The sequence below is a fragment of the Achromobacter sp. Root83 genome (assembly GCF_001428845.1).
In the GTDB taxonomy this organism is placed as follows: Bacteria; Pseudomonadota; Gammaproteobacteria; order Burkholderiales; family Burkholderiaceae_B; genus Achromobacter.
In genome coordinates this window covers 243,377-267,356 of record NZ_LMIU01000012.1, presented here as the reverse complement: position 1 = coordinate 267,356, position 23,980 = coordinate 243,377, and the positions used below count along the sequence as shown (strand labels likewise).

21 protein-coding genes are annotated in these 23,980 nt (G+C 66.3%); 6 read left to right on the top strand and 15 right to left on the bottom strand.

Translation table 11 applies throughout. The features are described 5' to 3' along the window. Positions 1–221 precede the first annotated feature (221 nt). Positions 222–1,220: a hypothetical protein gene (locus ASE30_RS13585; RefSeq protein ID WP_057284827.1), complete on the top strand. Its 999-nt coding sequence runs from the start codon at positions 222–224 to the stop codon at positions 1,218–1,220. A gap of 169 nt (positions 1,221–1,389) precedes the next feature. Here ASE30_RS13585 and ASE30_RS13580 read toward each other — a convergent pair whose 3' ends face one another. The 9 genes from ASE30_RS13580 to ASE30_RS13540 form a co-directional block, all read right to left on the bottom strand. Next, on the bottom strand, positions 1,390–3,180 hold the full coding sequence (locus ASE30_RS13580) for an aminopeptidase P family protein (protein WP_057284826.1): 1,791 nt from the start codon (positions 3,178–3,180) through the stop codon (positions 1,390–1,392). Positions 3,181–3,194: 14 nt separating this feature from the next. Then, a complete protein-coding gene (locus tag ASE30_RS13575) occupies positions 3,195–4,028 on the bottom strand; it encodes a M55 family metallopeptidase (protein ID WP_057284825.1) in 834 nt (277 codons plus the stop codon). Positions 4,029–4,048: 20 nt separating this feature from the next. Then, complete coding sequence (locus ASE30_RS13570; protein WP_057284824.1) at positions 4,049–5,143, bottom strand: P1 family peptidase; 1,095 nt, start codon at positions 5,141–5,143, stop codon at positions 4,049–4,051. Between the two features lie 204 nt (positions 5,144–5,347). Continuing rightward, on the bottom strand, positions 5,348–6,247 hold the full coding sequence (gene gsiD, locus ASE30_RS13565) for a glutathione ABC transporter permease GsiD (protein WP_057284823.1): 900 nt from the start codon (positions 6,245–6,247) through the stop codon (positions 5,348–5,350). Between the two features lie 7 nt (positions 6,248–6,254). Beyond that, on the bottom strand, positions 6,255–7,175 hold the full coding sequence (gene gsiC / locus ASE30_RS13560; protein ID WP_057284822.1) for a glutathione ABC transporter permease GsiC: 921 nt from the start codon (positions 7,173–7,175) through the stop codon (positions 6,255–6,257). Between the two features lie 89 nt (positions 7,176–7,264). Next, positions 7,265–8,818, bottom strand: a complete 1,554-nt coding sequence (gene gsiB, locus ASE30_RS13555; protein ID WP_057284821.1) for a glutathione ABC transporter substrate-binding protein GsiB — start codon at positions 8,816–8,818, stop codon at positions 7,265–7,267. 66 nt (positions 8,819–8,884) lie between these two features. Next, positions 8,885–10,771: a dipeptide ABC transporter ATP-binding protein gene (locus tag ASE30_RS13550; protein WP_057285192.1), complete on the bottom strand. Its 1,887-nt coding sequence runs from the start codon at positions 10,769–10,771 to the stop codon at positions 8,885–8,887. Between the two features lie 40 nt (positions 10,772–10,811). Beyond that, complete coding sequence (locus ASE30_RS13545) at positions 10,812–11,792, bottom strand: isoaspartyl peptidase/L-asparaginase family protein (protein ID WP_057284820.1); 981 nt, start codon at positions 11,790–11,792, stop codon at positions 10,812–10,814. After that, positions 11,789–12,664 carry a MurR/RpiR family transcriptional regulator gene (locus tag ASE30_RS13540; protein ID WP_057284819.1) on the bottom strand — a complete coding sequence of 292 codons (876 nt, stop codon included), beginning with the start codon at positions 12,662–12,664 and terminating at the stop codon, positions 11,789–11,791. Before ASE30_RS13540 ends, ASE30_RS13545 begins: the two co-directional genes overlap by 4 nt. A 189-nt stretch (positions 12,665–12,853) precedes the next feature. Between ASE30_RS13540 and ASE30_RS13535 the strand changes: the two genes are divergently transcribed. After that, the gene (locus ASE30_RS13535; protein WP_200964438.1) at positions 12,854–13,312 is read left to right on the top strand and encodes a GNAT family N-acetyltransferase; all 459 of its coding nucleotides are present in this window, start codon (positions 12,854–12,856) and stop codon (positions 13,310–13,312) included. A 57-nt stretch (positions 13,313–13,369) separates the two neighbouring features. Here ASE30_RS13535 and ASE30_RS13530 read toward each other — a convergent pair whose 3' ends face one another. From ASE30_RS13530 to ASE30_RS13520, 3 genes are all read right to left on the bottom strand, one after another. After that, positions 13,370–14,023 (bottom strand): CoA transferase subunit B, encoded by a 654-nt coding sequence (locus tag ASE30_RS13530; RefSeq protein ID WP_057284817.1) that lies wholly within the window; start codon positions 14,021–14,023, stop codon positions 13,370–13,372. Positions 14,024–14,035: 12 nt separating this feature from the next. Continuing rightward, a complete protein-coding gene (locus ASE30_RS13525; RefSeq protein ID WP_057284816.1) occupies positions 14,036–14,734 on the bottom strand; it encodes a CoA transferase subunit A in 699 nt (232 codons plus the stop codon). A 229-nt stretch (positions 14,735–14,963) separates the two neighbouring features. Continuing rightward, positions 14,964–15,413, bottom strand: a complete 450-nt coding sequence (locus ASE30_RS13520) for a thioesterase family protein (protein ID WP_057284815.1) — start codon at positions 15,411–15,413, stop codon at positions 14,964–14,966. Positions 15,414–15,526: 113 nt separating this feature from the next. Between ASE30_RS13520 and ASE30_RS13515 the strand changes: the two genes are divergently transcribed. The 4 genes from ASE30_RS13515 to ASE30_RS13500 all read left to right on the top strand — a co-directional run bounded on the left by ASE30_RS13515 (position 15,527) and on the right by ASE30_RS13500 (position 19,619). Further along, on the top strand, positions 15,527–17,173 hold the full coding sequence (locus ASE30_RS13515) for an electron transfer flavoprotein-ubiquinone oxidoreductase (protein WP_057284814.1): 1,647 nt from the start codon (positions 15,527–15,529) through the stop codon (positions 17,171–17,173). 75 nt (positions 17,174–17,248) lie between these two features. Further along, entirely contained in the window at positions 17,249–18,100 is an 852-nt protein-coding gene (locus ASE30_RS13510) for an NAD-dependent epimerase/dehydratase family protein (protein ID WP_057284813.1), read from the top strand. A gap of 71 nt (positions 18,101–18,171) precedes the next feature. Beyond that, positions 18,172–19,278, top strand: a complete 1,107-nt coding sequence (locus ASE30_RS13505) for a cytochrome (RefSeq protein ID WP_082601575.1) — start codon at positions 18,172–18,174, stop codon at positions 19,276–19,278. Then, the gene (locus ASE30_RS13500) at positions 19,275–19,619 is read left to right on the top strand and encodes an antibiotic biosynthesis monooxygenase (protein WP_057284812.1); all 345 of its coding nucleotides are present in this window, start codon (positions 19,275–19,277) and stop codon (positions 19,617–19,619) included. Before ASE30_RS13505 ends, ASE30_RS13500 begins: the two co-directional genes overlap by 4 nt. A gap of 16 nt (positions 19,620–19,635) precedes the next feature. Here ASE30_RS13500 and ltaE read toward each other — a convergent pair whose 3' ends face one another. The 3 genes from ltaE to acs form a co-directional block, all read right to left on the bottom strand. Continuing rightward, positions 19,636–20,646 carry a low-specificity L-threonine aldolase gene (gene ltaE / locus ASE30_RS13495; protein WP_057284811.1) on the bottom strand — a complete coding sequence of 337 codons (1,011 nt, stop codon included), beginning with the start codon at positions 20,644–20,646 and terminating at the stop codon, positions 19,636–19,638. 39 nt (positions 20,647–20,685) lie between these two features. Continuing rightward, positions 20,686–21,573, bottom strand: a complete 888-nt coding sequence (locus tag ASE30_RS13490) for a DMT family transporter (protein WP_156407639.1) — start codon at positions 21,571–21,573, stop codon at positions 20,686–20,688. Positions 21,574–21,691: 118 nt separating this feature from the next. Beyond that, on the bottom strand, positions 21,692–23,671 hold the full coding sequence (acs, locus tag ASE30_RS13485; protein ID WP_057284809.1) for an acetate--CoA ligase: 1,980 nt from the start codon (positions 23,669–23,671) through the stop codon (positions 21,692–21,694). Positions 23,672–23,980 lie beyond the last annotated feature (309 nt).

Here is a 23,980-nt window from a genome sequence, read left to right as displayed (position 1 = left end):
CGTAATGAGCACCCGGGACGAGCGGGCGCGTGCGGGAAATTTGGATTATAGCCGGGCGGCGGCAGTTATTTGGGTTTTCCCCTAGCAGCGTCCGCGTAACATTTGACTGCACTCCGCATGACATTGACGCGCGGCATGCGAAAACGCCATGCTATGTTCGCTCCCTATTTTTTGGCCGCTGTTTTCCGGACAGCGTTCTCATTGTCCTCCGCAAAGCGCCGATGACCACCCTATCCCGCCCCGCCTACTCCCTCGCCTGGCGCATTGCCGTTGCCGCCGTCCTGCTGCGGCTGGCGTACACCACGCTGGTCCAGGCCTATTCCTTGCTGGGCCCCTCGCCTTACATGGAGCAGCTCCGGGAGAACTTCACGCAGCCTTCCGTGCTGGCGCCGCTGCTGGCCAACCTGGTCTCCACCCTGGTGATTGTCGGTCTTGCCGCCTGGGGCGCGACGCGCCATTGGCTCACGCGGCATGGCACCTCCACCGTCGACCAGCCGGCCAGGCTGCTGGGCACCTTCCTTGCTTTGCAGGCGCTCTACACGCTCTGCCTGACGAGCGGCATGGCCATCGCGCAGAATGCGATGCTGGGCAGCCTGATCAAGAGCGGCTCACTGCTGGAGGAATGGTTCGGCCTGGGCATCACCGGCCGGTTCATCACCATGAACCTCCTGATCCGGGCGATCACCATCCCGCTTGAAATCATCGGGATCTGCCTGGCCGTGCGCATCGCGACCTGGACAGCCGCCCCCGCCGGACCGGCGGGCAGCCCGCCCCTGACGCGGCGGCACGTGGCCTGGATCTGCGGCCTCACCATCCTGGCCTGGCAGACGAGCGTTTCGATCATGCTGGGCGGCTATATGCAGATGCACGCGATGGGCGCGGGCTGGACGGAACACGCGCTGGGATACTGGGTGCTGCCCATCATCCTGCTTGTGCTGTCCACGCTGGTCTGCCTGAACGTGCTGCCCCGCCGCCTGGAACACCCCGCGATGGGCCGTGCCGTGGCGCTTGGCAGCCTTGCGTTCTGGTTCGCCCAGGCGCTGGGCATCGGGCTGGGCCTGGCGGTGCTGACGTCGATGACCTGGAACCAGCTTGCGTGGGCCGCCGAATCCCAGGCTGCGGCCGTCCTGGCACTGCTGATCTACGGGGCGCTGCTTGCAATGGGCTGCCTGTTCGGCGCGCGCCTGCTCTACCGCGCGCGCCAAGGCGCCCCGGCATAGCGAGCGGGGCCGCGCGCCCCGCAATGAAAAAGGCCGCGGAGGCATGCCCCGCGGCCTTTTTCTTGCGCCGGTCCATTACACCGGTCCGTTCTTCCACCGGTCCATTACTCCGGTCCCCACACCGGTCCCCACACCGGCCCATACACCGGCCTATCCACGACAGGCGCGATCAGATCGCCGCGCAGCGCCGCTCCAGCCAGGCCAGCGCCTCGCCCTCGACCAGCGGCGACAGGCGTTCCAGCACCGTCTTGTGATAGTCGTTCAGCCAGTCGATCTCGTCTTCGCGCATCAGCGACGGCTCGATGCAACGCGTATCGATCGGGCACATCGTCAAGGTTTCAAAGCATAGGAACTCGCCCAGCTCGGAGGTGAGCCAGCTTCGGTTGGCCACCAGGTTTTCGATCCGCACGCCCCACCGTCCAGGACGATAGATGCCCGGTTCGTTCGAGGTGATCATGCCCGGTTCCATGGCCGTATGCGGCCCCGGCATCGCGCGGTACGAAATGACCTGCGGGCCTTCATGCACGTTCAGGAAGTAGCCGACGCCGTGGCCCGTGCCGTGGCCGTATTCCGCGCCGCCCTCCCAGATGGGCGCACGGGCGATGGCGTCCAGCATGGGCGACGGGGTGCCGCGCGGGAACGACGCGCGCGACAGCGCGATCATGCCCTTGAGCACCAGCGTGAAATCGACCTTCTGGTCCGCGCTGGGCGTGCCCACGGCGACCACGCGGGTGATGTCCGTGGTGCCGCCCAGGTACTGGCCGCCCGAGTCGATCAGCAGCAGGCCATTGCCTTCGATGGTGGCGTGCGATTCCGCGGTTGCCCGGTAATGCGGCATGGCGCCGTTGGCGTTGAAGCCCGCGATGGTGGCGAAGCTGGGGCAGACGTAGGCAGGACGGCGCGCGCGGGCGGCGGTGATCTGCTCGTCGATGGTCAGCTCGGTGATGGTTTCCTTGCCCAGCGCGCCTTCGAACCAGGAGAAGAATTCGCAGAGCGCGGCGCCGTCCTGCGCCATCGCCTGGCGTACATTGGCCAGTTCGGCGTCGGTCTTGCGGGACTTCAGCAGCGTGGACGGATTGATGGCTTCGATGCGCGGCACGGCCGGATCCATGGCGTGAAACACGCCGCAGGTCACGCGCGCCGGATCTATCAACAGTTTCTGGTCCAGCTCCAAAGAAGCCAGCGCGTCCGCCGCCTGGGCGTAGTCCGCCACTTCGACACCGTCCGCGGACAGGGTGGCGCGCAGGGCGTCGTCAACCTTGCCGGGGGCCACGAAGAGCGTGGCGTGGTCCAGGCCGACCAGCGCATGGCCGACGAATACCGGGTTGTAGTCCACGTCCGCGCCGCGCAGATTGAAGAGCCAGGCGATGTCGTCCAGCGTCGAGATGAAATGCACGTCGGCGCCGTGCGCGCGCATGGCCTCGCGGACCTGGGCAAGCTTGTCGGCGCGGGCGACACAGGCTTCGGGCGCCACATGTTCGTAGATGCGGGCGCCGGGCAGGCCCGCCCGGTCCGGCCAGACCTCGTCCAGCAGGTCCTCGCGGATTTCCAGCGCGGCGCCGGAAGTGGCGGCAGCGGCGGACAGGGCGCGGAATGCGCCCAGGCCCAGCACCTGCCCGTCCACGCCGATGACCTCGCCCGCCTTGGTATTGGCGGCCAGCCAGTCCACATGGCCGGGCGTGGTGGCCAGCGCGATCTTCATGAGCTGCACGCCGGTGCCGGCCAATTGCGCTTCGGCCTGCACCCAGTAGCGGCTGTCCACCCACAGGCCGGCAAAGTCGGCCGTGACCACCAGCGTGCCGACCGACCCCGTGAAGCCCGACAGCCAACGCCGCCCTTGCCAGCGGGCCGGCAGGTATTCGGACAGATGCGGGTCCGATGAGGGAACGACATAGGCGGACAGGCCGCGGCGGCTCATGGCCTGCCGCAATTGGGCGATACGGGCGTCGGTGCTAGACATGGGGGGAGTGATCCTTAGCGCAACATGAAAGACATGGCGGCCAGGCTGTTCAGCGTGCGGACGGCCGACTGCATGCTATCCGTGGTGAATCGCAAGGTGACGCCGTCCACGCGTTCCAGCGTGGGCCACATGCAGAACAGGTCGGCCAGGGCCGCGCTCTGCGTCTGCAACCGGCATTCTATAGGGGCGGGAATGCGGAAAGGAACGGCTTTCTTGTCGCCCCCGCGCTTCAGGTTGCGCACGGCGGTCTCGGCCGCCGCGGCGATCGCGCGGCGCGACGCGGCCGGCGACAGCGTGACGCCGCTGCCCTGGCCGTGCGCCACCTTGGTCTGGACCCATTCGGCGCCCGGAAAGGTGTCCCGGGTTTCCTCGATGAATACGTCGTCGCCCGTGCCCAGGATGACGGGCACGCCCATTTCGCCCGCCAGCGCGCCGTACAGCCCGGCTTCGCCCAGCTCCATGCCGTTGATGACGACACGGGCGAACGCGAAGCTGTTGATGGTGTGGGCCAGGATGCCGCGCCCTTGCGAACGCGAGTGGTAGCCGATCATGAACACGGCGTCGCACGCTTCTTCCAGCCCGCCCATCATGCCCAGGTAGCGCGGCTTGCCCAGCACCAGGCGGGCGCGCTCGTCCAGGCCGTCGGGCAGCAGGTTGCGAAAGCCGCCGTGCGAATCGTTGACCAGGATCTCTTCGGCGCCGCCGGCGATCGCGCCTTGCACGGCCGCGTTGGCCTCGGCGGTCATCCAGGCGCGGGCGCGCTCGTATTCGCCGTTGCCGGCGCGGACCTGTTCGGCGTGGAAGACGCCGGCGACGCCTTCGATATCGGTGGAAATCAGGATCTTCATGAATGCAGCCTTCGAGGAATTCAGAATTCGGTATCGGACAGCCATTGGCGCCAATCGGGCGCGGCCTGGCGGATGGGATCGCGGTGGTGGCCGTCGCTGCCGGTCACGCCCTCGGCGTGCCACAGCGCGGAAATGATGGCCTGCTCGCAGGCTTCGGCGGCGGCCTCAAACAAGGGGTCGATGCGGGCCTCGTGCAACATCGCCATCGCGGGCATGGGCGACTCGGCCTGTTGCGGGATCGTGTAGGCGGTCGAGAACGCCAGCGCGATGTCGCCGCTGCCATGGCCGAACACCGAACCCGTGCGCGCCAGGCCGGCGCCGGCGCGCAGCGACAGGCGGCGCAACTGGCGCGAATCCAGCGGCGCGTCGGTGGCCAGCAGCAGAATGATCGACCCCTTCTCGGGCGCGATGACGGCGTTCTCGCCCTGCTGCGCCAGGCCGCGGTCCAGTTGCTCGGCCAGCCGGCGGCCGAACGGCCTGCCCGCCACCGTCAGGTTGGGCAGACGCCCGAAGTTGGCCAACACCAGCGCGCCGACGGTATGGCGCAGTCCGGGCTGGATGGACGCCACCCGCGAGGCCGAGCCGATGCCGCCCTTGAAGGAAAAGCACGACATCCCCCGGCCCGCGCCCACGGAGCCCTGCGCGAACGGTTTGCCCGCGCCGGCCAGCGCTTCGGCGTAGTGCGCCTCTTGCACGGCCAGCGCCTGGATGTCGTTCAGGTAGCCGTCGTTGCATTCGAAGACCAGCGGATTCACCGTCGCCAGGCCGCGCCCGATGCCGGGATTGGCGGCCACCGCGTGGCGGATCTGCGCATTGGCGACGGTGCCCACGCCAAAGGTATTGGTCAGCGCGATGGGCGTTTCCAGCACGCCCAGCTCCTGCACCTGGATCAGGCCCGTGCTCTTGCCGAAGCCGTTCAGCACGGTCGCGGCGGCGGGCGTCTTGTCCAGATAGGGATCGCCGCCATGCGGGCGCACGACGGTGACGCCGGTCTGCACGGGGCCGTCGGCCAGGGTGCAATGCCCCACCGTCACCTCGCCCACGTCGCAGATCGTGTCCAGCGGCCCCGACGGCAGCACGCCGATGCGGGGGAGTTCCAGCGCTAGGTTGTCCATGTTTGCAGCGTGTCGCCACGCTCCTCAATGCAAAACGCCGCCGTCCTTGATTCGGTGCGCGGCCTGATGGCGCGCGGTCGAACGGGGCGGCGGCAGTGAGTAACTGCCCCCACGCCGCGCCCCCTACCGGGGGCTAGCTGCCCCCCCGAGGGGGCTGCCCCGCCTTGGGGCGGCCCGGCGGCGGGGCGGCGGCGTGTGTCGATGTTACTTGCGGTCGATCTTCGGATCGAGCGCGTCGCGCAGGCCGTCGCCCAGCAGGTTGAAAGCCAGTACCGTCAGGAAGATCGCCAGCGCGGGGAAGATCGCCACGTGCGGGGCGATGACCATGTCGGCCCGCGCCTCGTTCAGCATCGCGCCCCACTCCGGCGTGGGAGGCGATGCGCCCATGCCCAGGAAGGACAGGCTGGCGGCCGTGATGATCGACGTGCCGATGCGCATCGTGCCGTACACCACGATCGGCGAGATCGTGCCGGGCAGGATGTGGCGCATGATGATGGTCCAGTCGGACGCGCCCACGCTCTTGACCGCTTCGACGTACGTCATCTGCTTGATCGACAGCGTGTTGCCGCGCACCAGGCGGGCAAACGCGGGCACGCTGAACACGGCCACGGCCACGATCACGTTGATCATGCTGGAGCCCAGGATGGCGACCACGCCGATGGCCAGCAGCATGCCCGGGAAGGCCAAGAGCACGTCGGATACGCGCATCGTGATGCGTTCCCACCAGCCCTCGTAATAGCCTGCCATCAAGCCCATGAAGGTGCCGACGATGGCGCCCATCGCGACCGACAGGAAGCCGGCGGCCAGCGAGATCCGCGCGCCCATCACGATGCGGCTGAAGATGTCGCGGCCCAGCGAATCCACGCCCAGCCAATGGGTCAGCGAGGGGCCGGCGTTCAGCGCGTCGTAGTCGAAGAAGTTCTCGGCGTCGAACGGCACGATCCACGGCGCGAAGGCCGCGATCACGACCAGCAGCAGGACGAAGGCGCCGGCGCCCACGGCCAGCTTCTGCTTCTTGAATTTGCGCCAGAACTCGGTGGCGGGCGTGCGCACGTCGTTCTTAGGAACAGCGGCGATGGTCGTGGCGGGTGTCGTATTGCTCATGGCCGCCTCACTTGTAACGGATGCTGGGATTGATGACGCCGTAGAGCACGTCGACAATCAGGTTGATCAGGATGAATTCCAGCGAGAACAGCAGCACGAGGCCCTGGATCACCGGATAGTCGCGCTGGGTCACGGCGTCAACCAGCAGGCGGCCAAGGCCGGGCCAGTTGAACACGGTCTCGACCACGATCGAGCCGCCCAGCAGGAAGCCGAACTGCAGCCCCATCATGGTCACGACGGGAATCAGCGCGTTGCGCAGCGCGTGCTTGATCACGACGCGGCGCTCGGTCAGGCCCTTGGCGCGCGCAGTGCGCACGAAGTCTTCCTGGATGACCTCCACGAAGGACGCCCGGGTGAAACGCGCCATGACGGCGGCCACCGCGGCGCCCAATGTGATGGACGGCAGAATATAGTGTTGCCAGGTCGAGGCGCCCACGGTCGGCAGCCAGCCCAGGTTCACGGAAAACACCTGCATCAGCATCATCCCCAGCGCGAATGCGGGGAACGAGATGCCGGACACCGCCAGCGTCATGCCAAGGCGGTCAGGCCAGCGGTTGCGCCACACGGCGGACACGATCCCGATGATCATGCCGAAAGAAACGGACCAGACCATGCTCGCGAGCGTCAGCCACAGGGTGGGCATGAAGCGGTCGGCGATTTCGGTCGAGACGGGACGTTTGGTGCGCAGCGAGGTGCCGAGGTCGCCCTGCAGCATGTGGCTGAAGTAGCGCACGAACTGCTGCGGCAGAGGCAGATCCAGCCCAAGTTCCTTGCGCACCAGCTCAACGGTTTGCTGGTCGGCCTCCTGGCCCGCGGCCAGTCGCGCCGGGTCGCCCGGAAGCATGTGCACAAACAGGAACACGACCACGGCTACCAGCAGCAGCGTGGGGATCATGCCCAAAAGACGTTTGACGATGTAGGTCAGCATTGAAATTCCTGCAACATCGGCGGGGACACCGTGCCCCCGCCGTATGTGGCCTTACAAGGGCCCGTGGGCCCCGAGAGTGACTGCTAGGTTTACTGCTTCAGGTCGATGTCGCCGAACCAGAACGAGGTGTCCGGTTCCACGTACACGCCCGACAGGTTCTTCGACTTCACGTACAGGTTGTTCTGGGTCACCAGGAAGGCCCACGGGGCGTCCTTCCAGATGGTTTCCTGAACGTTCTTGTAGATTTCCGTCTTCTTGGCGCGATCGGTCGTTGCCAGCGCCTGCTGGATGCCGTCGTCAACCGACTTGTTCGAGTAGTACGACACGTTGTTCAGCACCGGCGGGAAAGCGGCGGTGGTCAGCAACGGGCGCAGGCCCCAGTCGGCTTCGCCGGTCGAGGACGACCAGCCGGCGTAGTACATGCGGACCTTGGCGTCCTCGGGCTTTTGCACCTGTTGGACGCGCTGGACGCGCTGGCCCGATTCCAGAACTTCCACCGACACCTTGATGCCGACCTGAGCCAATTGCTGCTGCAGGAACTGCACCACCTTCACCGAGGTGCCGTCGTTGTAGGCGGACCAGAGCTGGCTTTCGAAGCCATTGGGGTAGCCGGCTTCGGCGAGCAGCGCCTTGGCCTTCTTGATGTCGTAGGGCCACGCGCCCATCTTGTGCGCGTAGTCCACGCCTTGGGGCACGACGCCGTCGACGACGGTGGCATAGCCCGAGAACGCGACCTTGGCCAGGGCGTCCTTGTTGATGGCGTAGTTGATCGCTTCACGCACCTTGACGTTGTCGAACGGCTTTTGCTGCGTGTTCATCGACAGGTAGCGGGCCATGATCGAGTTCTGGTGATCGACCACGTCCAGCTTGTCGTTCTTCTTCAGCACGGCGGCTTGCTCGAACGGCACCGGGAAAGCAAATTGCGCTTCGCCCGTCTGCACCACGGCGGCGCGGGTGTTGTTGTCGGTCACGGTACGGAAGGTCAGCGTGTCGACCTTGGGGTAACCCTTCTTCCAGTAGCCGTCGAACTTCTTGACCTTCAGGTATTCAGCCGGCTTCCATTCGACGAATTCGAAGGGGCCCGTGCCGACGGGGTGGAAGCCGATTTCCTTGCCGTACTTGGCCAGCGCGGCGGGCGAGATCATCATGGCGGCCGGGTGGGCCAGCGCGTTGATGAAAGCCGAGAACGGCTTCTTCAGCGTGATCTTGATGGTCATCGGGTCGACCACTTCGGTCTTGTCGATGACGCTGAACTGGATATAGCGCGACAGGCGGTTTTCCGGGTTGGCCGGACGATCGAAGTTGATCTTGACCGCTTCGGCGTTGAAGTCGGTGCCGTCGTGGAACTTCACGCCGGGACGCAGCTTGAACGTGTAGACCAGGCCGTCTTCGCTGACGGTGTAGTCGGTGGCCAGGACCTTCTGGATCTTCAGGTCCTTGTCGAACTCGAACAAGCCTTCGTAGTAGGCCTTGCCGGCCGCCTGGTTCAGCGTGCTGTTCGTGTTGTACGGATCCAGCGTTTCCAGTGCGATGGAGACGGCAAACGTCACGTCCTTGGCGGCATGCGCCAACGGCGACGTGAGCACGCCGAAGGCCACCGCGGCGGCGGCCATCAGCTTGGTGGGGCGCAGAACTTTCATCATTGCAACTCCTGGTTCCAAAACGGAATTAGGGGGTTTGGTGGAAGAAAAACAAGGTCAACTACTGACTCAATACGCTCCGCCGACGGGGTGGCGGGCTACAAAATGATCCGTACCGACCTGAACCAGCGGCTGCACCACGGGTTCGTCGTCCAGTTTGCGGATCGGGCTGGGGATTTCGTCGGACAGCAAGGTGCGCTTGATGTGGCGGCGCGCGGGATCGGCGATCGGCACCGCCGCCATCAGCTTCTTGGTGTAGGGATGCTGCGGGTTCTCGAAAATCGCGCGGCGCGGGCCGATCTCGACGATCTGGCCCAGGTACATCACGGCCACGCGGTGGCTGACGCGTTCGACCACGGCCATGTCGTGCGAGATGAACAGGAACGAAATGCCCATGTCGCGCTGCAGGTCGATCAGCAGATTCACGATCTGCGCCTGGATCGAGACGTCCAGCGCCGACACGGATTCGTCCGCGATCACGACCTTGGGATTCAGGGCCAGGGCCCGCGCGATACAGATGCGCTGGCGCTGGCCGCCCGAGAATTCATGCGGATAGCGCTGCGCCATTTCCGGCGGCAGGCCCACGCGTTCCAGCAGCTCGGCCACGCGGCGCTCGGCATCGCGGCCCTTGGCCACGCCGTGCACCAGCAGCGGCTCCATGATGGAGAAGCCGACCGTCACGCGCGGATCCAGCGACGCGAACGGATCCTGGAACACGAACTGGATGTCGCGGCGCAGGGTCTGAAGCTCATTGTTCTTCAGGCGCACGATGTCGCGTCCGCCGAACTTGATCTCGCCGCCCTGGCTGTCCACCAGGCGCAGGAGCGAGCGGCCGGTGGTGGACTTGCCGCAACCCGATTCGCCCACCAGCGACAGCGTTTCGCCGGGAAACAGATCGAAGCTGACCTGTTCCACCGCGTGGACGCGGCGCTGCACGCGGCTCAGGATGCCGCCGCGCAGATCGAAGCGGGTCACCAGATTGCGCACGCTCAGGATGGGCTCGCGCTTGGCCGCCGGCACTTCCTGCGTGCTGGCAACGCCGGGTTCCGCCACGGGCTGGGCCTTGCCTTCCACCTGCAGCAGCGGGAAGCGCGCGGGCAGGTCGGTGCCCTGCATGGCGCCCAGCTTCGGCACGGCCGACAGCAGCGCCTTCGTGTAGCTGTGCTTGGGCGCGGCAAAGACCTGTTCGGACGGGCCTTCCTCGACCTTGTCGCCGCGGTACATGACCAGCACGCGGTCGGCCACTTCGGCGACCACGCCCATGTCGTGGGTGATGAACACCACGCCCATGTGCATTTCGTCCTGGAGCTGGCGGATCAGTTGCAGGATCTGCGCCTGGATGGTCACGTCCAGCGCGGTGGTGGGCTCATCGGCGATCAGCAGCGCCGGTTTGCAGGCCAGCGCCATGGCGATCATGACGCGCTGGCGCATGCCGCCGGACAACTGATGCGGGTAGCGGTCCAGCACCGACTTGGCTTCCGGAATGCGAACCTGCTCCAGCATGCGCAGGGCTTCGGCGCGGGCGGCCGCGGCATCCTTGCCCTGGTGCTGGCGGATGGACTCGGCGATCTGGTCCCCGGCCGTGAACACCGGGTTCAAGGAGGTCATGGGCTCCTGGAAGATCATGGCCATGTCCGCGCCGCGCACGTTGCGCATGACGCGCTGGCTGGAATTGGCCAGGTCGATCACGGAGCCATTGCGCCGGCGCAAGGACATGCTGCCCTGAGCGATGCGTCCGCCGCCATGTTCCACCAGGCGCATGAGCGCCAGCGACGTCACCGACTTGCCCGAACCCGATTCGCCCACGATGGCCAGGGTTTCGCCCCGGTCCACATGGAACGACAGATTGCGCACGGCTTCGACCGTGCGCTCCGAACCCACGAAACGCACCGTCAGGTCGTCGACCTGGACCACGCGGTTATCCGGCAGCGCCAGGCTGTTTGCGCGATCAACCATCTTCATTTTTCCCCAATATCAATGCAGAACCCGTTGCCGCTCATCGGTAGATGGCGGTAACCGGCTTTTCGCCTACGCGGGCGTAACCCCGATACATGCCTTCCGTGTTGAACGGCAAGGCCACATTGCCCTGGGCATCGACGGCCACGAGGCCGCCCTTGCCGCCGATGGTGGGCAGTTTTTCCATCACGACGCTGTCAGCCGCGGCTTCCAGCGATGCGCCGCGATATTCCATCTGGGCGGCCACGTCGTACGCGGCCACCATGCGGATGAACATCTCGCCCGTGCCCGTCGTGGACACGGCGCACGTCTTGTTGCTGGCATAGGTGCCCGCGCCGATCATCGGCGCATCGCCCACGCGGCCAACCTGCTTGTTGGTGATGCCGCCGGTGGAGGTGGCGGCGGCCAGGTTGCCCTGGGCGTCCACGGCCACCGCGCCCACCGTGCCGAACTTCTTGTCGGCATCCAGCGGGTCGGCCGGCGCGGGCTGGCCGCGGGCGACCATCGCCTGGCCGTCATGGTCCAGCACGGCGGCGTCCGGTGTTTCGCGCTGCACGCGCAGCAACTGTTCGCGGCGGGCGTCGGTCGAGAAGTACGACGGATCCACCAGGTCCAGGCCTTCCTGCTCGGCGAAGGCTTCGGCGCCCTCGCCCACGAAAAAGACGTGCTTGCTGTTTTCCATGACCTTGCGCGCGGCGAAGATCGGGTTGCGCACGCGGTTCACGTTCGCGATGGCGCCCGAACGCAGCGTGGCGCCGTCCATGATGGCGGCGTCCAGCTCGTGGGTGCCGGCGCTGGTGAACACCGCGCCGTGGCCGGCGTTGAACAGCGGGCAGTCTTCGAGCAGGCGCACGGCTTCGGTCACGGCATCCAGAGCGCTGCCACCCTTGGCCAGCACGGCCTGGCCGGCGGTCAGGATGGATTCCAGCGCACTCAGGTATTCCTGTTCTTTCTCGGGGGACATGGCCGCGCGGGACATCGCGCCGGCGCCACCGTGAATGGCAATCACGGGTTGAATCATCGTTTACCTACTCCATGGAAGAGCCACGGCATCACGGACTGGGTCACCCCAGCGGCGGCCGCAACGGAATTCTTGGCCCGATAGGCCACCGCGGCGGACAGGGCTTCGATCAGCCCGAGCGCGGCGGTTTCGGAATTGGGAATGAGCTGGCGCGCGGAAAACGCGTACAGCACGACGGATGCCGTCGGCGCCAGCGGAGACGTGGGCTTGTCGGTCAGCACCAGGACCGGCACGCCGGCCTGCCTGGCCGCGCCGGCCAGCGTCACGGTGTCGGCCAGATAGCGCGGAAAGCCGATGGCGATCACCAGATCCTTGCTGGTCATGCGCGACATCTGGCGCGCCGCGTGCGAGACGCCGCCAGGGCCGGCCAGCGACTCCACGGAATGCAGATGCATGCAGAGTCCGCGCTGCAGCAGACCGGCCAGGAAGCCGCTGGCGCCAAAACCGATGATGAACACGCGGTCGGCGGCCAGGATGGCTTCGACCGCCTGCTCACAGGCGGCGGAGTCCAGCGATTGCAGGTTGCGCTGCGCGTTGCGGATGTCTTCTTCCAGCGTGGCGGCGAATATCTGCACGGCGCTGGCGGAGTGCGCAAGTTCGGTGCGTAGCTTTTCGACAGGTTCCAGCGCCGCTTCGAAGCCGCGCGCCAGCTCGGCACGGAATTGCGGATACCCCGGCAGGTCCAGGGCGCGCGCAAAACGGTTGGCCGTTGCCACCGACACCCCCACCGCCGCCGAGAACTCGTCGATGGTCATGGTGGCGGCGCGGAATTGATGCGCCAGCACGTACTCGGCCATCTTGTGCTGAGTCCGGCTCAGCGCGGGCTGTGCCCGGGCGATCCGATCAGCGATCGTAGGTGCGGCCTTGGTCATCGAAAAGAGGTGGGGGTCTTAGCGGAGGTTTATGTAAATTTGTTTACACGCAAATTTTAGATAAGAAAATTGATTTTCATACTAAGGGTATACCCGTGAAAATATGTAACAGTCGAGCGAAAGTAACGGGGCCGGTTTGAGGTACGCTTGTTGCCCTCGCTGATTTCCCGATAGATGGAACGCCGAATGCTGCCCGCCTGGACCTGCAAGCCCCACGCCGAACTCTCGCCCGCCGAGCTCTACGCCATCTTGAGGCTGCGTTCCGAAGTCTTCGTCGTGGAGCAGAATTGCGTCTTTCTCGACATGGACGGCAAGGACCTGCAAGGGCAGACCGAGCATTTGATGGCCTGGCGGGCGGGCGCGCTGCTGGCCTACTGCCGGCTGCTGGAGCCGGCCCTGAACGACGGCCGGGCCGTCATCGGCCGGGTCATTACCGCCCCCGCCGCCCGCGGGACGGGCCTGGGGCATGAACTGATGCGCCGCGCCAAGGACGAAGCGCGGCGCCTCTGGCCGGGCCAGCCGGTCTATCTGGGCGCGCAGGCGCGCCTGCGGGGCTATTACGGCGGACACGGCTTCGTGCCGGTCACCGAGGAATACATGGAAGACGGCATTGCGCACGTCGGCATGCTGCTGAACGAAGCGGCCTGAACGCCGATGCCATGAAAAACGCCCCTTGCGGGGCGTTTTTCATGGCGGCGGGAAGAATCAGCGGACCGCCGACACGTCCAGCTTCGCGCCGGTCTTGGACTTGATCTCGTCCACCGTCACGCCAGGCGCCGTTTCCAGGAGCTTCAGGCCGTTTTCAGTGACTTCCATCACGCCCAGGTCGGTGATGATCAGGTCAACCACGCCCACGCCGGTCAGCGGCAGATTGCATTCGGGCAGCAGCTTGATGTCTTCGGTGCCGTCCTTCTTCTTGGCCACGTGTTCCATCAGCACGACCACGCGGCCGACGCCGGCCACCAGATCCATCGCGCCGCCCATGCCCTTGACCATCTTGCCCGGGATCATCCAGTTGGCCAGGTCGCCTTTTTCGGAGACCTGCATCGCGCCCAGGATGGCCAGGTTGATCTTGCCGCCGCGGATCATCGCGAACGAATCGGCCGACGAAAAGATCGACGAGCCGGGCAGCGTCGTGACCGTCTGCTTGCCGGCGTTGATGAGGTCGGCATCGACTTCATCGTCGGTGGGGAACGGGCCGATGCCCAGCAGGCCGTTTTCTGATTGCAGCCAGACCTCGACGCCCTTGGGCACGTGGTTGGCGACCAGGGTGGGCAGGCCGATGCCCAGATTCACATAAAAACCGTCTTGCAGCTCGCGCGCCGCGCGCGCCGCCATTTCATCGCGGGACCATGCCATGTCGTCTTCTCCTTAGGCCGGGCGAGTGGTGCGTTGTTCGATGCGCTTTTCGGGGGTCGTGTTCAACACGATCCGCTGCACATAGATGCCAGGCAGGTGGATCTGATCCGGGTCCAGGCTGCCGGTGTCGACGATTTCCTCGACTTCGACCACCGTGAACTTGCCGGCCATGGCGACGTTCGGATTGAAGTTGCGGGCCGTCTTGCGGAACACCAGGTTGCCGCTGCGGTCGGCGATATGCGCCTTGACCAGCGACACGTCCGGCACGAGCGAACGTTCCATCACGTACTGATGGCCGTCGAATTCGCGGATTTCCTTGCCGTCGGCCACGATGGTGCCCACGCCGGTGCGGGTGAAGAAGGCGGGAATGCCCGCGCCGCCGGCGCGCAGCTTCTCGGCCAGCGTGCCCTGGGGCGTGAACTCGAGCTCGAGTTCGCCCGACAGGAACTGGCGTTCGAATTCCTTGTTCTCGCCCACGTAGGACGCGATCATCTTGCGAACCTGGCGCGTATTCAGCAATTGGCCCAGGCCAAAACCATCGACGCCCGCATTATTGCTGATGCAGGTGAGATCCTTGACGCCCGAATCGCGCAGCGCGGCGATCAGGGCTTCGGGAATACCGCAAAGGCCGAAACCGCCCACGGCGATCATCTGACCGTCCTTGACGATGCCTGCCAGCGCCTCCTGGGCGCTTGCAAAAACCTTGTCCATCGCTCCAACTCCTAGTTAAGGTCGAACTGAAGAGAGCGCGGCTGCCGGCGCCAGCTCCGGGGCATCGCGGCCAGGCCCGATAACCTTGGAGCGGCGGCGCCGAGGGTGGCGCGCCCTTATTGCTTTTTTGATTTTGCGGTAGATTTTACCGGCATGCCCGGCCAACGCACGCGCTATTTTGGCCGGTTCGCGTGCGCGGTCCCGATGGCGCGGCTCGGATGCCGCGGCCTCAGGCGGCGGGCTTGAACTGCGTTGCCATCCGCGCCAGGACTTCGGGTGGCCATGCAGCGGACGCATTGGCCACGTAGTCCATCCAGACTAGCACGTTGCGACCGCGCGCATAGGGGCCCGCCGTGTCGCCGACCTTGTCGAGCAGCAGCTCGAATTCCGCGCTGGAACGGCCGATACGGGTGACGGTATGCGTGACCCGAACGGTGGCCGGATATGTCAGCGGGCGCAGGAAATCGCACGAGGCATGCGCCAGGATGGGGCCGCTATCGGCGGGCAGTTCGAAGCCCGCCCCATACAGGATCTGCATGCGGGCTTCTTCCATGAGGCGGAAATACAGCGTGTTGTTGAGATGGTTCAAGGCGTCTGAATCGCCCCAGCGCAAAGGCAATTCCAGTTGATGGGTGTCGCCCACTGCAAGAAGCCGCGCAGACAGATTGTCCGGGTTCACCGTTTACTCCTGAAGGCTAAAAGAAATACGAAGGCATACTCGGCCTCCGCCTGCAATACAATCGCCGATAATACTTCCAGCCACATATGGAATACATACGGGGAGCTTTGCAAATGTCTGAACGCGAGTCGATGGAATATGACGTGGTCGTGGTTGGCGGTGGACCCGCCGGCCTGGCCACCGCTATCCGTCTAAAGCAGCTAGCCGCTGAAAAGAACCAAGAGATCGGCGTCTGCGTGCTTGAGAAAGGCGCGGAACTGGGTGCGCACATCCTGTCCGGCGCCGTCATGGACCCGCTGGCGCTGACCGAGCTTATCCCCGACTGGAAGGAAAAAGGCGCGCCGCTCACGGTGCCCGTCACCCAGGACAAGTTCCTGTTCCTGTCCCAGACCGGCGCGCGCGCCACGCCGAACTGGCTGCTGCCGCAGTGCTTCCACAATGAAGGCAACTACATCGTCCGTCTGGGCGACGTCGTCAAGTGGATGGGCGAGCAGGCCGAGGCGCTGGGCGTGGACATCTTCCCCGGCTTTGCCGCGGTTGAAGTGCTGTACGACGAGAATGGCGCCGTCCGCGGCGTCGTCACCGGCGATATGGGCGTTGCCCGCGACGGCTCCCACACCGACCACTACCAGCCCGGCATGGAACTGCATGCCCGCTACACCGTGTTCGGCGAAGGCTCGCGCGGCCAGCTCGGCCGCCAGCTCATCGAACGCTACAAGCTCGACGACGGCCGCAACCCGCAGTCCTACGGCATCGGCATCAAGGAAATGTGGGAAGTCGATCCGGCCCAATCCAAGCCCGGCCTCGTCGTCCACACGGCCGGCTGGCCGCTGGATTCCGACACCTACGGCGGCTCGTTCCTCTATCACCTGGACAACAACCTGGTGGCGGTGGGCATGATCGTCGGCCTGGACTACGCCAACCCCTGGCTGTCCCCCTTCGAAGAATTCCAGCGCTACAAGACGCACCCCGCCATCCGCGGCACCTTTGAAGGCGGCAAGCGCATCGCCTACGGCGCGCGCGCCATCACGGCCGGCGGCCTGATGTCGCTGCCCAAACTCACGTTCCCCGGCGGCGCGCTGGTCGGCTGCGAAGCCGGCTTCCTGAACGCCTCGCGCATCAAGGGCAGCCACGCCGCCATCAAGTCCGGCAAGATGGCCGCCGAAGCCGCCTTCGACGCACTGGTCGCCGATCGCCGCCAGGACGAACTGACCGCCTACCCGAAGGCCTTCGAAGCATCCTGGCTGCATGCCGAACTGAACAAGGCGCGCAACTTCAAGCAGTGGTTCAAGAAGGGCCGCACCATCGCCACGGTGATGACCGGCGTCGAACAACTGCTGCTCAAGGGCAAGATGCCCTGGACGCTGCGCCACAACAAGCCCGATCACGCCTGTTTGCAGCCGGCCTCGGAATGCGCGCGCATCGACTATCCCAAGCCCGATGGCAAGCTCACCTTCGACAAGCTCAGTTCGGTGTTCATTTCCAACACCAACCACGACGAGAACGAGCCCGTCCACCTGACGCTGAAGGACGCCTCCATTCCCGTGAAGGTCAACCTGGCCAAGTACGGCGGCCCCGAGGCGCGCTACTGCCCCGCGGGCGTGTACGAGTTCATCAAGGACGACCACGGCGACGACCGCCTGCAGATCAACGCGCAGAACTGTGTGCACTGCAAGACCTGCGATATCAAGGATCCCACGCAGAATATCGTCTGGGTGGCTCCGCAAGGCGGCGAAGGCCCCGTCTACAGCGGCATGTAATCCGGCCGGGCGGCAGCGCCCGTCCAAAGAGGCGCCCCTCGGGGCGCCTTTTTTCCGACCACAGGAAACGACACCATGACCGAACGCGTACTTCTCATCGGCTGCGGCGACCTGGGCCAGCGCGTGGCGCGGCGCTTCCTGGCGCGGGGCGATGACGTCCATGCCCTGCGCCGCCACCCGCCTGCGGACGACGCCAGCGGCATACAGTGGCTGCAAGGCGACATCACCCGCGCAGACTCGCTGCCTGCCCTGCCGCAAGGCGTGACCCGGCTGATCCATCTGCCCGCGCCGGGCGCGCGCGATCCCGATGTCTATCGCGGCGTATTCGTGGACGGCTTGAGAAACGTGCTGCAGGCGCTGGACGCCTCCCGGCTCAAGCGGATCGTGTTCGTTTCGTCCAGCGCGGTGTACGGAGAACACCATGGCGACTGGGTCACCGAAGCCACGCCGCCCGCGCCGCAGGGCTTCAATGGCCGCGTGCTGCTGGAGGCCGAAGCGGCGCTGGCGGCCCAGCCGGTGTCGTCGACCGCGCTGCGGCTGGCCGGGCTGTATGGTCCCGGCAGGCTGCAGTTGATCGAACGGCTGCGCAGCGGCGCAGCCGGCGCACCGGTCCGGCCCGAGCATTGGGCCAACCGCATCCACATCGACGACGCCGCCGCCGCTGTGGTCCACCTTGCGCTGCTGCCCGAGGTGGACCCTGTGTATATCGGCTGCGACGACACGCCCCTGCCCCTGCACACGCTGTATGCCGACCTGGCAAGGCTGATCGGCGCCCCCGCGCCGCGCGAAGCACCCGCGCCCGCCAATATCGGCAGCAAGAAGCTCAGCAACGCCCGCCTGCGCGCCAGCGGACTGACGCTGCAATGGCCCGATTCGCGCCTGGGCTATGCAGCCTTGCTGGCGCAGGCCGGAGCGGCGCAGGCATAGTTCGGCCCCCATCGAATCGTTGCGCGCGGGGGTGGCGGATACTGGCGGCCAGATCCATCACTGGCCATCCCATGCAACCCCATCACCCGCTGGACGCGGTCACCCACCCCGCGCCGTACCCGTACTACGGCGCGCTGGCGCGCGGCAGGCCCTTGTATCGCGACTCCATGCTGGGCCTGTGGGTCGCCTGTCATCCGGACACGATCACCGCGGTCATGCGGCACCCTGCGGCCCGCGTGCGCCCCCCGGCCGAGCCCGTGCCGACGGGCTTGTGCCCTGGACCGGCGGGCGAGCTGTTCGGCCGCTTCGTTCGCATGAACGACAGCGCGCTCCATTCACGCCTGAAGGACTTGCTGGCGACGTTCATGCGTGAGCAAGGCTTGGTGCAGCCGCCCCCGCGCGCATGGCTCCCGGCTACGCCGCTGGACGCCGCTTCCGTCGACCGTTACCTCTGCGCCGCGCCCGTGCATGCGCAGGCCGCTTTTCTGGGATTGGGCCCGGCCCTCCATGCCGATTGCGCGGCGGATATCGCCGGCTTTCTGCTCGCCCTGCCCGCGACGGCGGGCGCCGGCCGGATCACCGCCGGCCATGCGGCGGCCGAGCGCCTGCAGACCCGCCTGGCATCGCACCTGGCCGGCCCCGACGCCCCGCCCGCGCTGCGCAGGCTGAGCGCCGGCGCGGCACAGGCAGGCATCGCGCCGGCCATGGTGGCCGCCAATCTGGCCGGGCTGCTGTTCCAATCCTGCGAAGCGGGCGCGGGGCTGCTGGGCAATGCGCTCATCCTGGCCGGCCGCCGGGGCGCGACCGCGGCGTTGACACACGAAGAGGCCAGGACACTGGTGGGCGACGTCGTGCGCCACGATCCCCCGCTGCACAACACCCGGCGCTTTTTGGCCGACGGCATCGACATTGGCGGGCAACGCATCGAAGCCGGCCAGACCGTTCTGCTGGTGCTGGCGGCTGCGGCCATGGCCCAGCCCGAGAAGGACTGGACCTTCGGCGCGCAAGGACATGCCTGTCCCGGCGGCGAAGCCGCGCGCCGCCACGCCGCCGATGCGCTGACCCACCTGCTGGGCGCCGGCGTCGATGCGGCCGCGCTGGCCGCCCGGTTCCGCTACCGCCCGCTGCCCAATGCACGCATCCCCCAGTTTCATTTTTCCGAGGACAGCCATCCATGATCGCCGTGATATTCGAAGTCGAACCCGCCCATGGCGACCCCGATCCCTATCTGCGCATCGCCGCCGGTCTGATCGACGAGCTGAAAGCCATCGACGGATTCATTTCCGTCGAGCGCTTCCAGAGCCTGTCCACGCCGGGCAAGCTGCTGTCGCTGTCATTCTGGCGTGATGAAGAATCCGTCAAGCGCTGGCGCGGGCTGGAATCGCACCGCCGAGCGCAGGAAGCCGGGCGCGGCGGCGTGTTCCAGAACTACCGCCTGCGCGTTGCGCAGGTGCTGCGCGACTACGGCATGAACGAGCGCGGTGAAGCGCCGGCCGACAGCCGCGACCGGCACGGCTGACGCCCGCCCGCGACGCTCAGGCCAGGTGGCGCGCCACCGCTTCGATCACCCGCCGCACATCCGCGGCGGACACGTCCAGGTGCGTCACCAGCCGCGTCGGGCCGCCGTACACGGCGCGCATCAGGATTCCGTCGTTCGCCAACGCGGCCGTCAGCGCCTCGCAGCGGGACGGCTCGAACTCCACGAACACCATGTTGGTGTCCTGGCTCAGCACCTTGACGCCACGCACGCCGCGCAGGCCCTCGGCCAGCAGGCGCGCATTCTCGTGGTCTTCGGCCAGCCGGTCCACATTGTGCTCCAGGGCGTACAGGCAGGCTGCCGCCAGCACGCCGGACTGGCGCAGCCCGCCGCCCAGCATCTTGCGCCAGCGATGGGCACGGGCGATCAGATCCTCGCTGCCGACCAGCACCGACCCCACCGGCGCGCCCAGGCCCTTTGAGAAACAGACGGACACCGAATCGAAAGGCTGGCACAGGTCAGCCACGGGCTTGCCACTGGCGACCGCCGCATTGAAGACGCGCGCGCCGTCCAGATGCGTGGCCAGTCCGTGTTCGCGCGCCCAGGCCGTCGCAGCCTGTATGTAGGCTGCCGGAATCAGCTTGCCGTGGAAGGTGTTTTCCAGCGCCAGCAGGCGGGTGCGCGCGAAGTGCGCATCGCCCTGGGGCTTGAGGGCCGCGGCCAGCTTCTCCAGCGGCAGCGATCCGTCCTCCGCGTGCTCGATCGGCTGCGGCTGGATGCTGCCCAGCACGGCCGCCCCGCCGCCTTCGTACTTGTAGGTGTGCGCAAGCTGGCCGACCAGGTATTCGTCGCCGCGGTCGCAATGCGCCATCAACGCCGCCAGGTTGCTTTGCGTTCCCGACGGAAAGTACAGGCCCGCCGCCTTGCCGGTGCGCTCGGCAAGCGCTTGCTGCAGGCGAATCACGGTGGGATCGTCGCCCATCACGTCGTCGCCCAGCGGGGCGCTGACCATGGCCTGCAACATGGCGGCGCCAGGCCGGGTGACAGTGTCGCTACGCAGATCGATCATGGAGAGTCCTAGGAGGAAAAGAGAAGGTCGTCAGTGAATTCAGTCGGTGCTTGCCGCCGGCGCGGCGCGGCTCACCACCCAGATACCGGCCAGGATCAGCGCCATGCCGCCCAATTCGCCGGGCGTGGGGCGCTCTGACAGGATGGCCCATGCCAGCAGCATCGCCACCACGGGAACGCCCAGGCTGGACAGGCCGGCAATCGACGCGGGCACGCGGCGCACCACCTGCAGCCACAGGAGCCAGCCGGCGGCGGTGGCGATCAGCACAATGTAGGTCATGCCGGTCCACAAGGGCCAGCCCCATTGCGCGGTCATTTGCGGCACCAGATAGGCCACGGGCACCATGACCAATCCGCCAAACAGCATCTGCCAGGCGGTGAACGTCATGACGTCGGGAGCGTGGCGGTCGAACATGCGCTTGGACAGCACGGTGCCCACGCCCCAGCACAGCCCGCTGCCCAGGCCCAGCAGCACGGGGCGGATGTCGCCCAGGCCGTTCCAGGGCTCGACAAAGCAGATCAGCCCGATGGCGGCCAGGCCGATGCCCAGGCCATGGCGGGCAGAGGGGCGCTCGCCCAGCAGCCACCACGCGAACAGGACCACCCAGAACGGCATGGTGTAGGCCATGAGCGACACCTTGCCCACGCCGCCCGACACCAGCGCCGTCTGCACGAATCCCTGGAACCCGGCCGTCTGCGTCAGGCCGATCAGCAGCGTCAGTTTCCAGGGCGGCATCGCCAGCGGGCGGCGCGTGGCGATCGCCAGCGCGAACAGCACCAGGCTGCCCGTCACGTAGCGCAAGGCCACGAAGTCAAAGGGGCCGATGTAAGGAACGATCAGCTTCATCGCGATCCAACTGCCCGCCCAGACCAGAATGGTGCTGAACATCAGGGCAAGTCCTGTGCGATCGAAACTGCTACTGCTCACGGGTGGCTCCGTAAAAGGCGATGAAAAGAAAATACGCCCGCACCGGATGCCGGTACGGGCGTATGACATTATGCGCCTGTCGCGTTGCGAACGGCCGGCCACGCTCGGCCGGACGCACTTACAGGGGCTTGGACAGTTGATCCAGGATGGCGGGGTTTTCCAGCGTGGAAACGTCCTGCGTGACTTCCTCGCCCTTGGCCACCACGCGCAACAAGCGGCGCATGATCTTGCCCGAACGCGTCTTGGGCAGGTTGTCGCCGAAGCGGATGTCCTTGGGCTTGGCGATGGGGCCGATTTCCCGGGCCACCCAGTCGCGCAACTGTTTGGCGATGGCTTGCGCCTCTTCGCCTTCCGGACGCGAACGCTTGAGCACCACGAAGGCCACGACGGCCTCGCCGGTGGTGTCGTCCGGGCGGCCGACGACGGCGGCTTCCGCCACCATCTCGTGCGCCACCAGGGCCGATTCGACTTCCATCGTGCCCAGGCGGTGGCCCGACACATTCAGCACGTCGTCGATGCGGCCCATGATCCAGAAGTATCCGTCCGCATCGCGCTGCGCGCCGTCGCCAGCCAGGTAATAGCCGCGCAGTTCGGACGGGAAATAGCTCTTCTTGAAGCGCTCGGGGTCGCCCCAGATGTTGCGGATCATCGCGGGCCACGGCCGCTTGATGACGAGGAATCCGCCATTGCCTTTTTCGACGTCGCCGCCGGTCTCATCGACGATGGCCGCGGCGATGCCCGGCAGCGGCAGCGTGCAGGAACCGGGCTTGGTCGGCGTGGCGCCCGGCAGCGGCGTGATCATGTGGCCGCCGGTTTCGGTCTGCCACCAGGTATCCACGATGGGGCAGCGTTCGCGGCCCACGTTCTTGTGATACCAGATCCACGCTTCGGGATTGATGGGTTCGCCCACGGTGCCGATGATGCGCAGGCTGTCCAGGTCGTAGTTCTTCGGATGGGCTTCGGGCGCGGCCTCGGCCGCCTTGATCAGCGAGCGGATCGCGGTGGGCGCCGTGTAGAACGTGGTGACCTTGTGGCGCGCGATCATGTCCCAGAAGCGGCCCGCGTTCGGGTAGGTCGGCACGCCTTCGAAGACGATCTGCGTCAGCCCGGCCGCCAGCGGCCCGTACGTGATGTAGGTGTGGCCCGTGACCCAGCCCACGTCGGCCGTGCACCAGTAGACGTCGTCCTTGCGGGCGTCGAAGGTCCACTTGACCGTCAGCAGCGCCCACAGCAGGTAGCCCGCCGACGAATGCTGCACGCCCTTGGGCTTGCCGGTGGATCCGGAGGTGTAGAGGATGAAGAGCGGATGTTCGGCGTTGACCGGCACGGGTTCGCAGGTGTCGGGCTGGCCGGCTTCGACATCGTGCATCCAGAGGTCACGGCCTTCGGTCCATTGCACCTTGCCGCCGGTGCGGCGATACACGACGACCTTGGTGATCGCCTCGCAGCCGCCCATCGCGATGGCTTCTTCCACCGCGGGCTTGAGCGGAATGGTCTTGCCGCCGCGCACCTGCTCGTCGGCGGTGATGACCAGCGACGCGCCCACGTCCACGATGCGCTCCTGCAGGCTCTTGGCGGAGAAGCCGCCGAACACCACGGAATGCGTCACGCCCAGGCGGGCGCAAGCCTGCATGGCCACGACGGCTTCGATCGACATGGGCATGTAGATGATGGCGCGGTCGCCCTTCTTGTAGCCCAGCGCGGCCAGCCCGTTGGCGAAGCGGCATACGCGCGCCAGCAGTTCGCGGTAGCTGATCTTGTCGACCTTGCCGTCATCGGTTTCAAAGATGATGGCGGTCTTGTCGGCGTTGCCGTTGGTCAGGTGCACGTCCAGGCAATTGGCCGAAACGTTCAATTCGCCATCGCCGAACCAGCGGTAGAACGGCGCGTCGGATTCGTCCAGGACCTGCGTGAACGGCTTGGTCCACTGCAGGTTGTCGCGGGCCTGCCCGGCCCAGAATCCGTCGAAGTCGTTTTCGACTTGCGCGCACAGCGCGTTGTAGGCATCCATGCTGGGAATCGCGGCGCCCTGCGCCGCGCGCTCGGGCGGCGGAAAGACGCGGGTTTCCACCAGTACGGACTCAATAGCGTTCGACATGATCTTTGTCTCCAATCGGTGATTCTGTTGTTTATGCCGCTTTTTTATTGCCCACCCGCCACCGTATCGCCGCGCTCTTACGGGCACCTTACGCAAAATGCGGGCCGGAGCCCGCGGGCCCGCGAAGTGCGCAACGGCCGGACGGCGCCGGACCAGGGCAAGAAAACGCCGAAAGGCGTCGACAAGACAGCACGCACAAGCAAACTACGCAAAAGCACACAGTGCAAAAACACTGCGGGTAATCCGCGCGCCGCCGCGGTATCGATGCGGCGGCGCGGGGCAGTCCATAAGGATAGCAGCCGCCTCGAG

Excerpts from the sequence above, each read along its gene's own strand:
- ASE30_RS13570 (WP_057284824.1), bottom strand. The coding sequence starts at position 5,143 with ATGGACAACCTAGCGCTGGAACTCCCCCGCATCGGCGTGCTGCCGTCG.
- ASE30_RS13510 (WP_057284813.1), top strand. The coding sequence starts at position 17,249 with ATGACCGAACGCGTACTTCTCATCGGCTGCGGCGACCTGGGCCAGCGC.
- ASE30_RS13515 (WP_057284814.1), top strand. The coding sequence starts at position 15,527 with ATGTCTGAACGCGAGTCGATGGAATATGACGTGGTCGTGGTTGGCGGT.
- ASE30_RS13525 (WP_057284816.1), bottom strand. The coding sequence starts at position 14,734 with ATGGACAAGGTTTTTGCAAGCGCCCAGGAGGCGCTGGCAGGCATCGTC.
- gsiD (WP_057284823.1), bottom strand. The coding sequence starts at position 6,247 with ATGAGCAATACGACACCCGCCACGACCATCGCCGCTGTTCCTAAGAAC.
- ASE30_RS13500 (WP_057284812.1), top strand. The coding sequence starts at position 19,275 with ATGATCGCCGTGATATTCGAAGTCGAACCCGCCCATGGCGACCCCGAT.
- ASE30_RS13575 (WP_057284825.1), bottom strand. The coding sequence starts at position 4,028 with ATGAAGATCCTGATTTCCACCGATATCGAAGGCGTCGCCGGCGTCTTC.
- acs (WP_057284809.1), bottom strand. The coding sequence starts at position 23,671 with ATGTCGAACGCTATTGAGTCCGTACTGGTGGAAACCCGCGTCTTTCCG.
- ASE30_RS13540 (WP_057284819.1), bottom strand. The coding sequence starts at position 12,664 with ATGACCAAGGCCGCACCTACGATCGCTGATCGGATCGCCCGGGCACAG.
- gsiB (WP_057284821.1), bottom strand. The coding sequence starts at position 8,818 with ATGATGAAAGTTCTGCGCCCCACCAAGCTGATGGCCGCCGCCGCGGTG.
- ASE30_RS13545 (WP_057284820.1), bottom strand. The coding sequence starts at position 11,792 with ATGATTCAACCCGTGATTGCCATTCACGGTGGCGCCGGCGCGATGTCC.
- ASE30_RS13585 (WP_057284827.1), top strand. The coding sequence starts at position 222 with ATGACCACCCTATCCCGCCCCGCCTACTCCCTCGCCTGGCGCATTGCC.
- ASE30_RS13550 (WP_057285192.1), bottom strand. The coding sequence starts at position 10,771 with ATGGTTGATCGCGCAAACAGCCTGGCGCTGCCGGATAACCGCGTGGTC.
- ltaE (WP_057284811.1), bottom strand. The coding sequence starts at position 20,646 with ATGATCGATCTGCGTAGCGACACTGTCACCCGGCCTGGCGCCGCCATG.
- ASE30_RS13530 (WP_057284817.1), bottom strand. The coding sequence starts at position 14,023 with ATGGCATGGTCCCGCGATGAAATGGCGGCGCGCGCGGCGCGCGAGCTG.
- gsiC (WP_057284822.1), bottom strand. The coding sequence starts at position 7,175 with ATGCTGACCTACATCGTCAAACGTCTTTTGGGCATGATCCCCACGCTG.
- ASE30_RS13580 (WP_057284826.1), bottom strand. The coding sequence starts at position 3,180 with ATGTCTAGCACCGACGCCCGTATCGCCCAATTGCGGCAGGCCATGAGC.
- ASE30_RS13505 (WP_082601575.1), top strand. The coding sequence starts at position 18,172 with ATGCAACCCCATCACCCGCTGGACGCGGTCACCCACCCCGCGCCGTAC.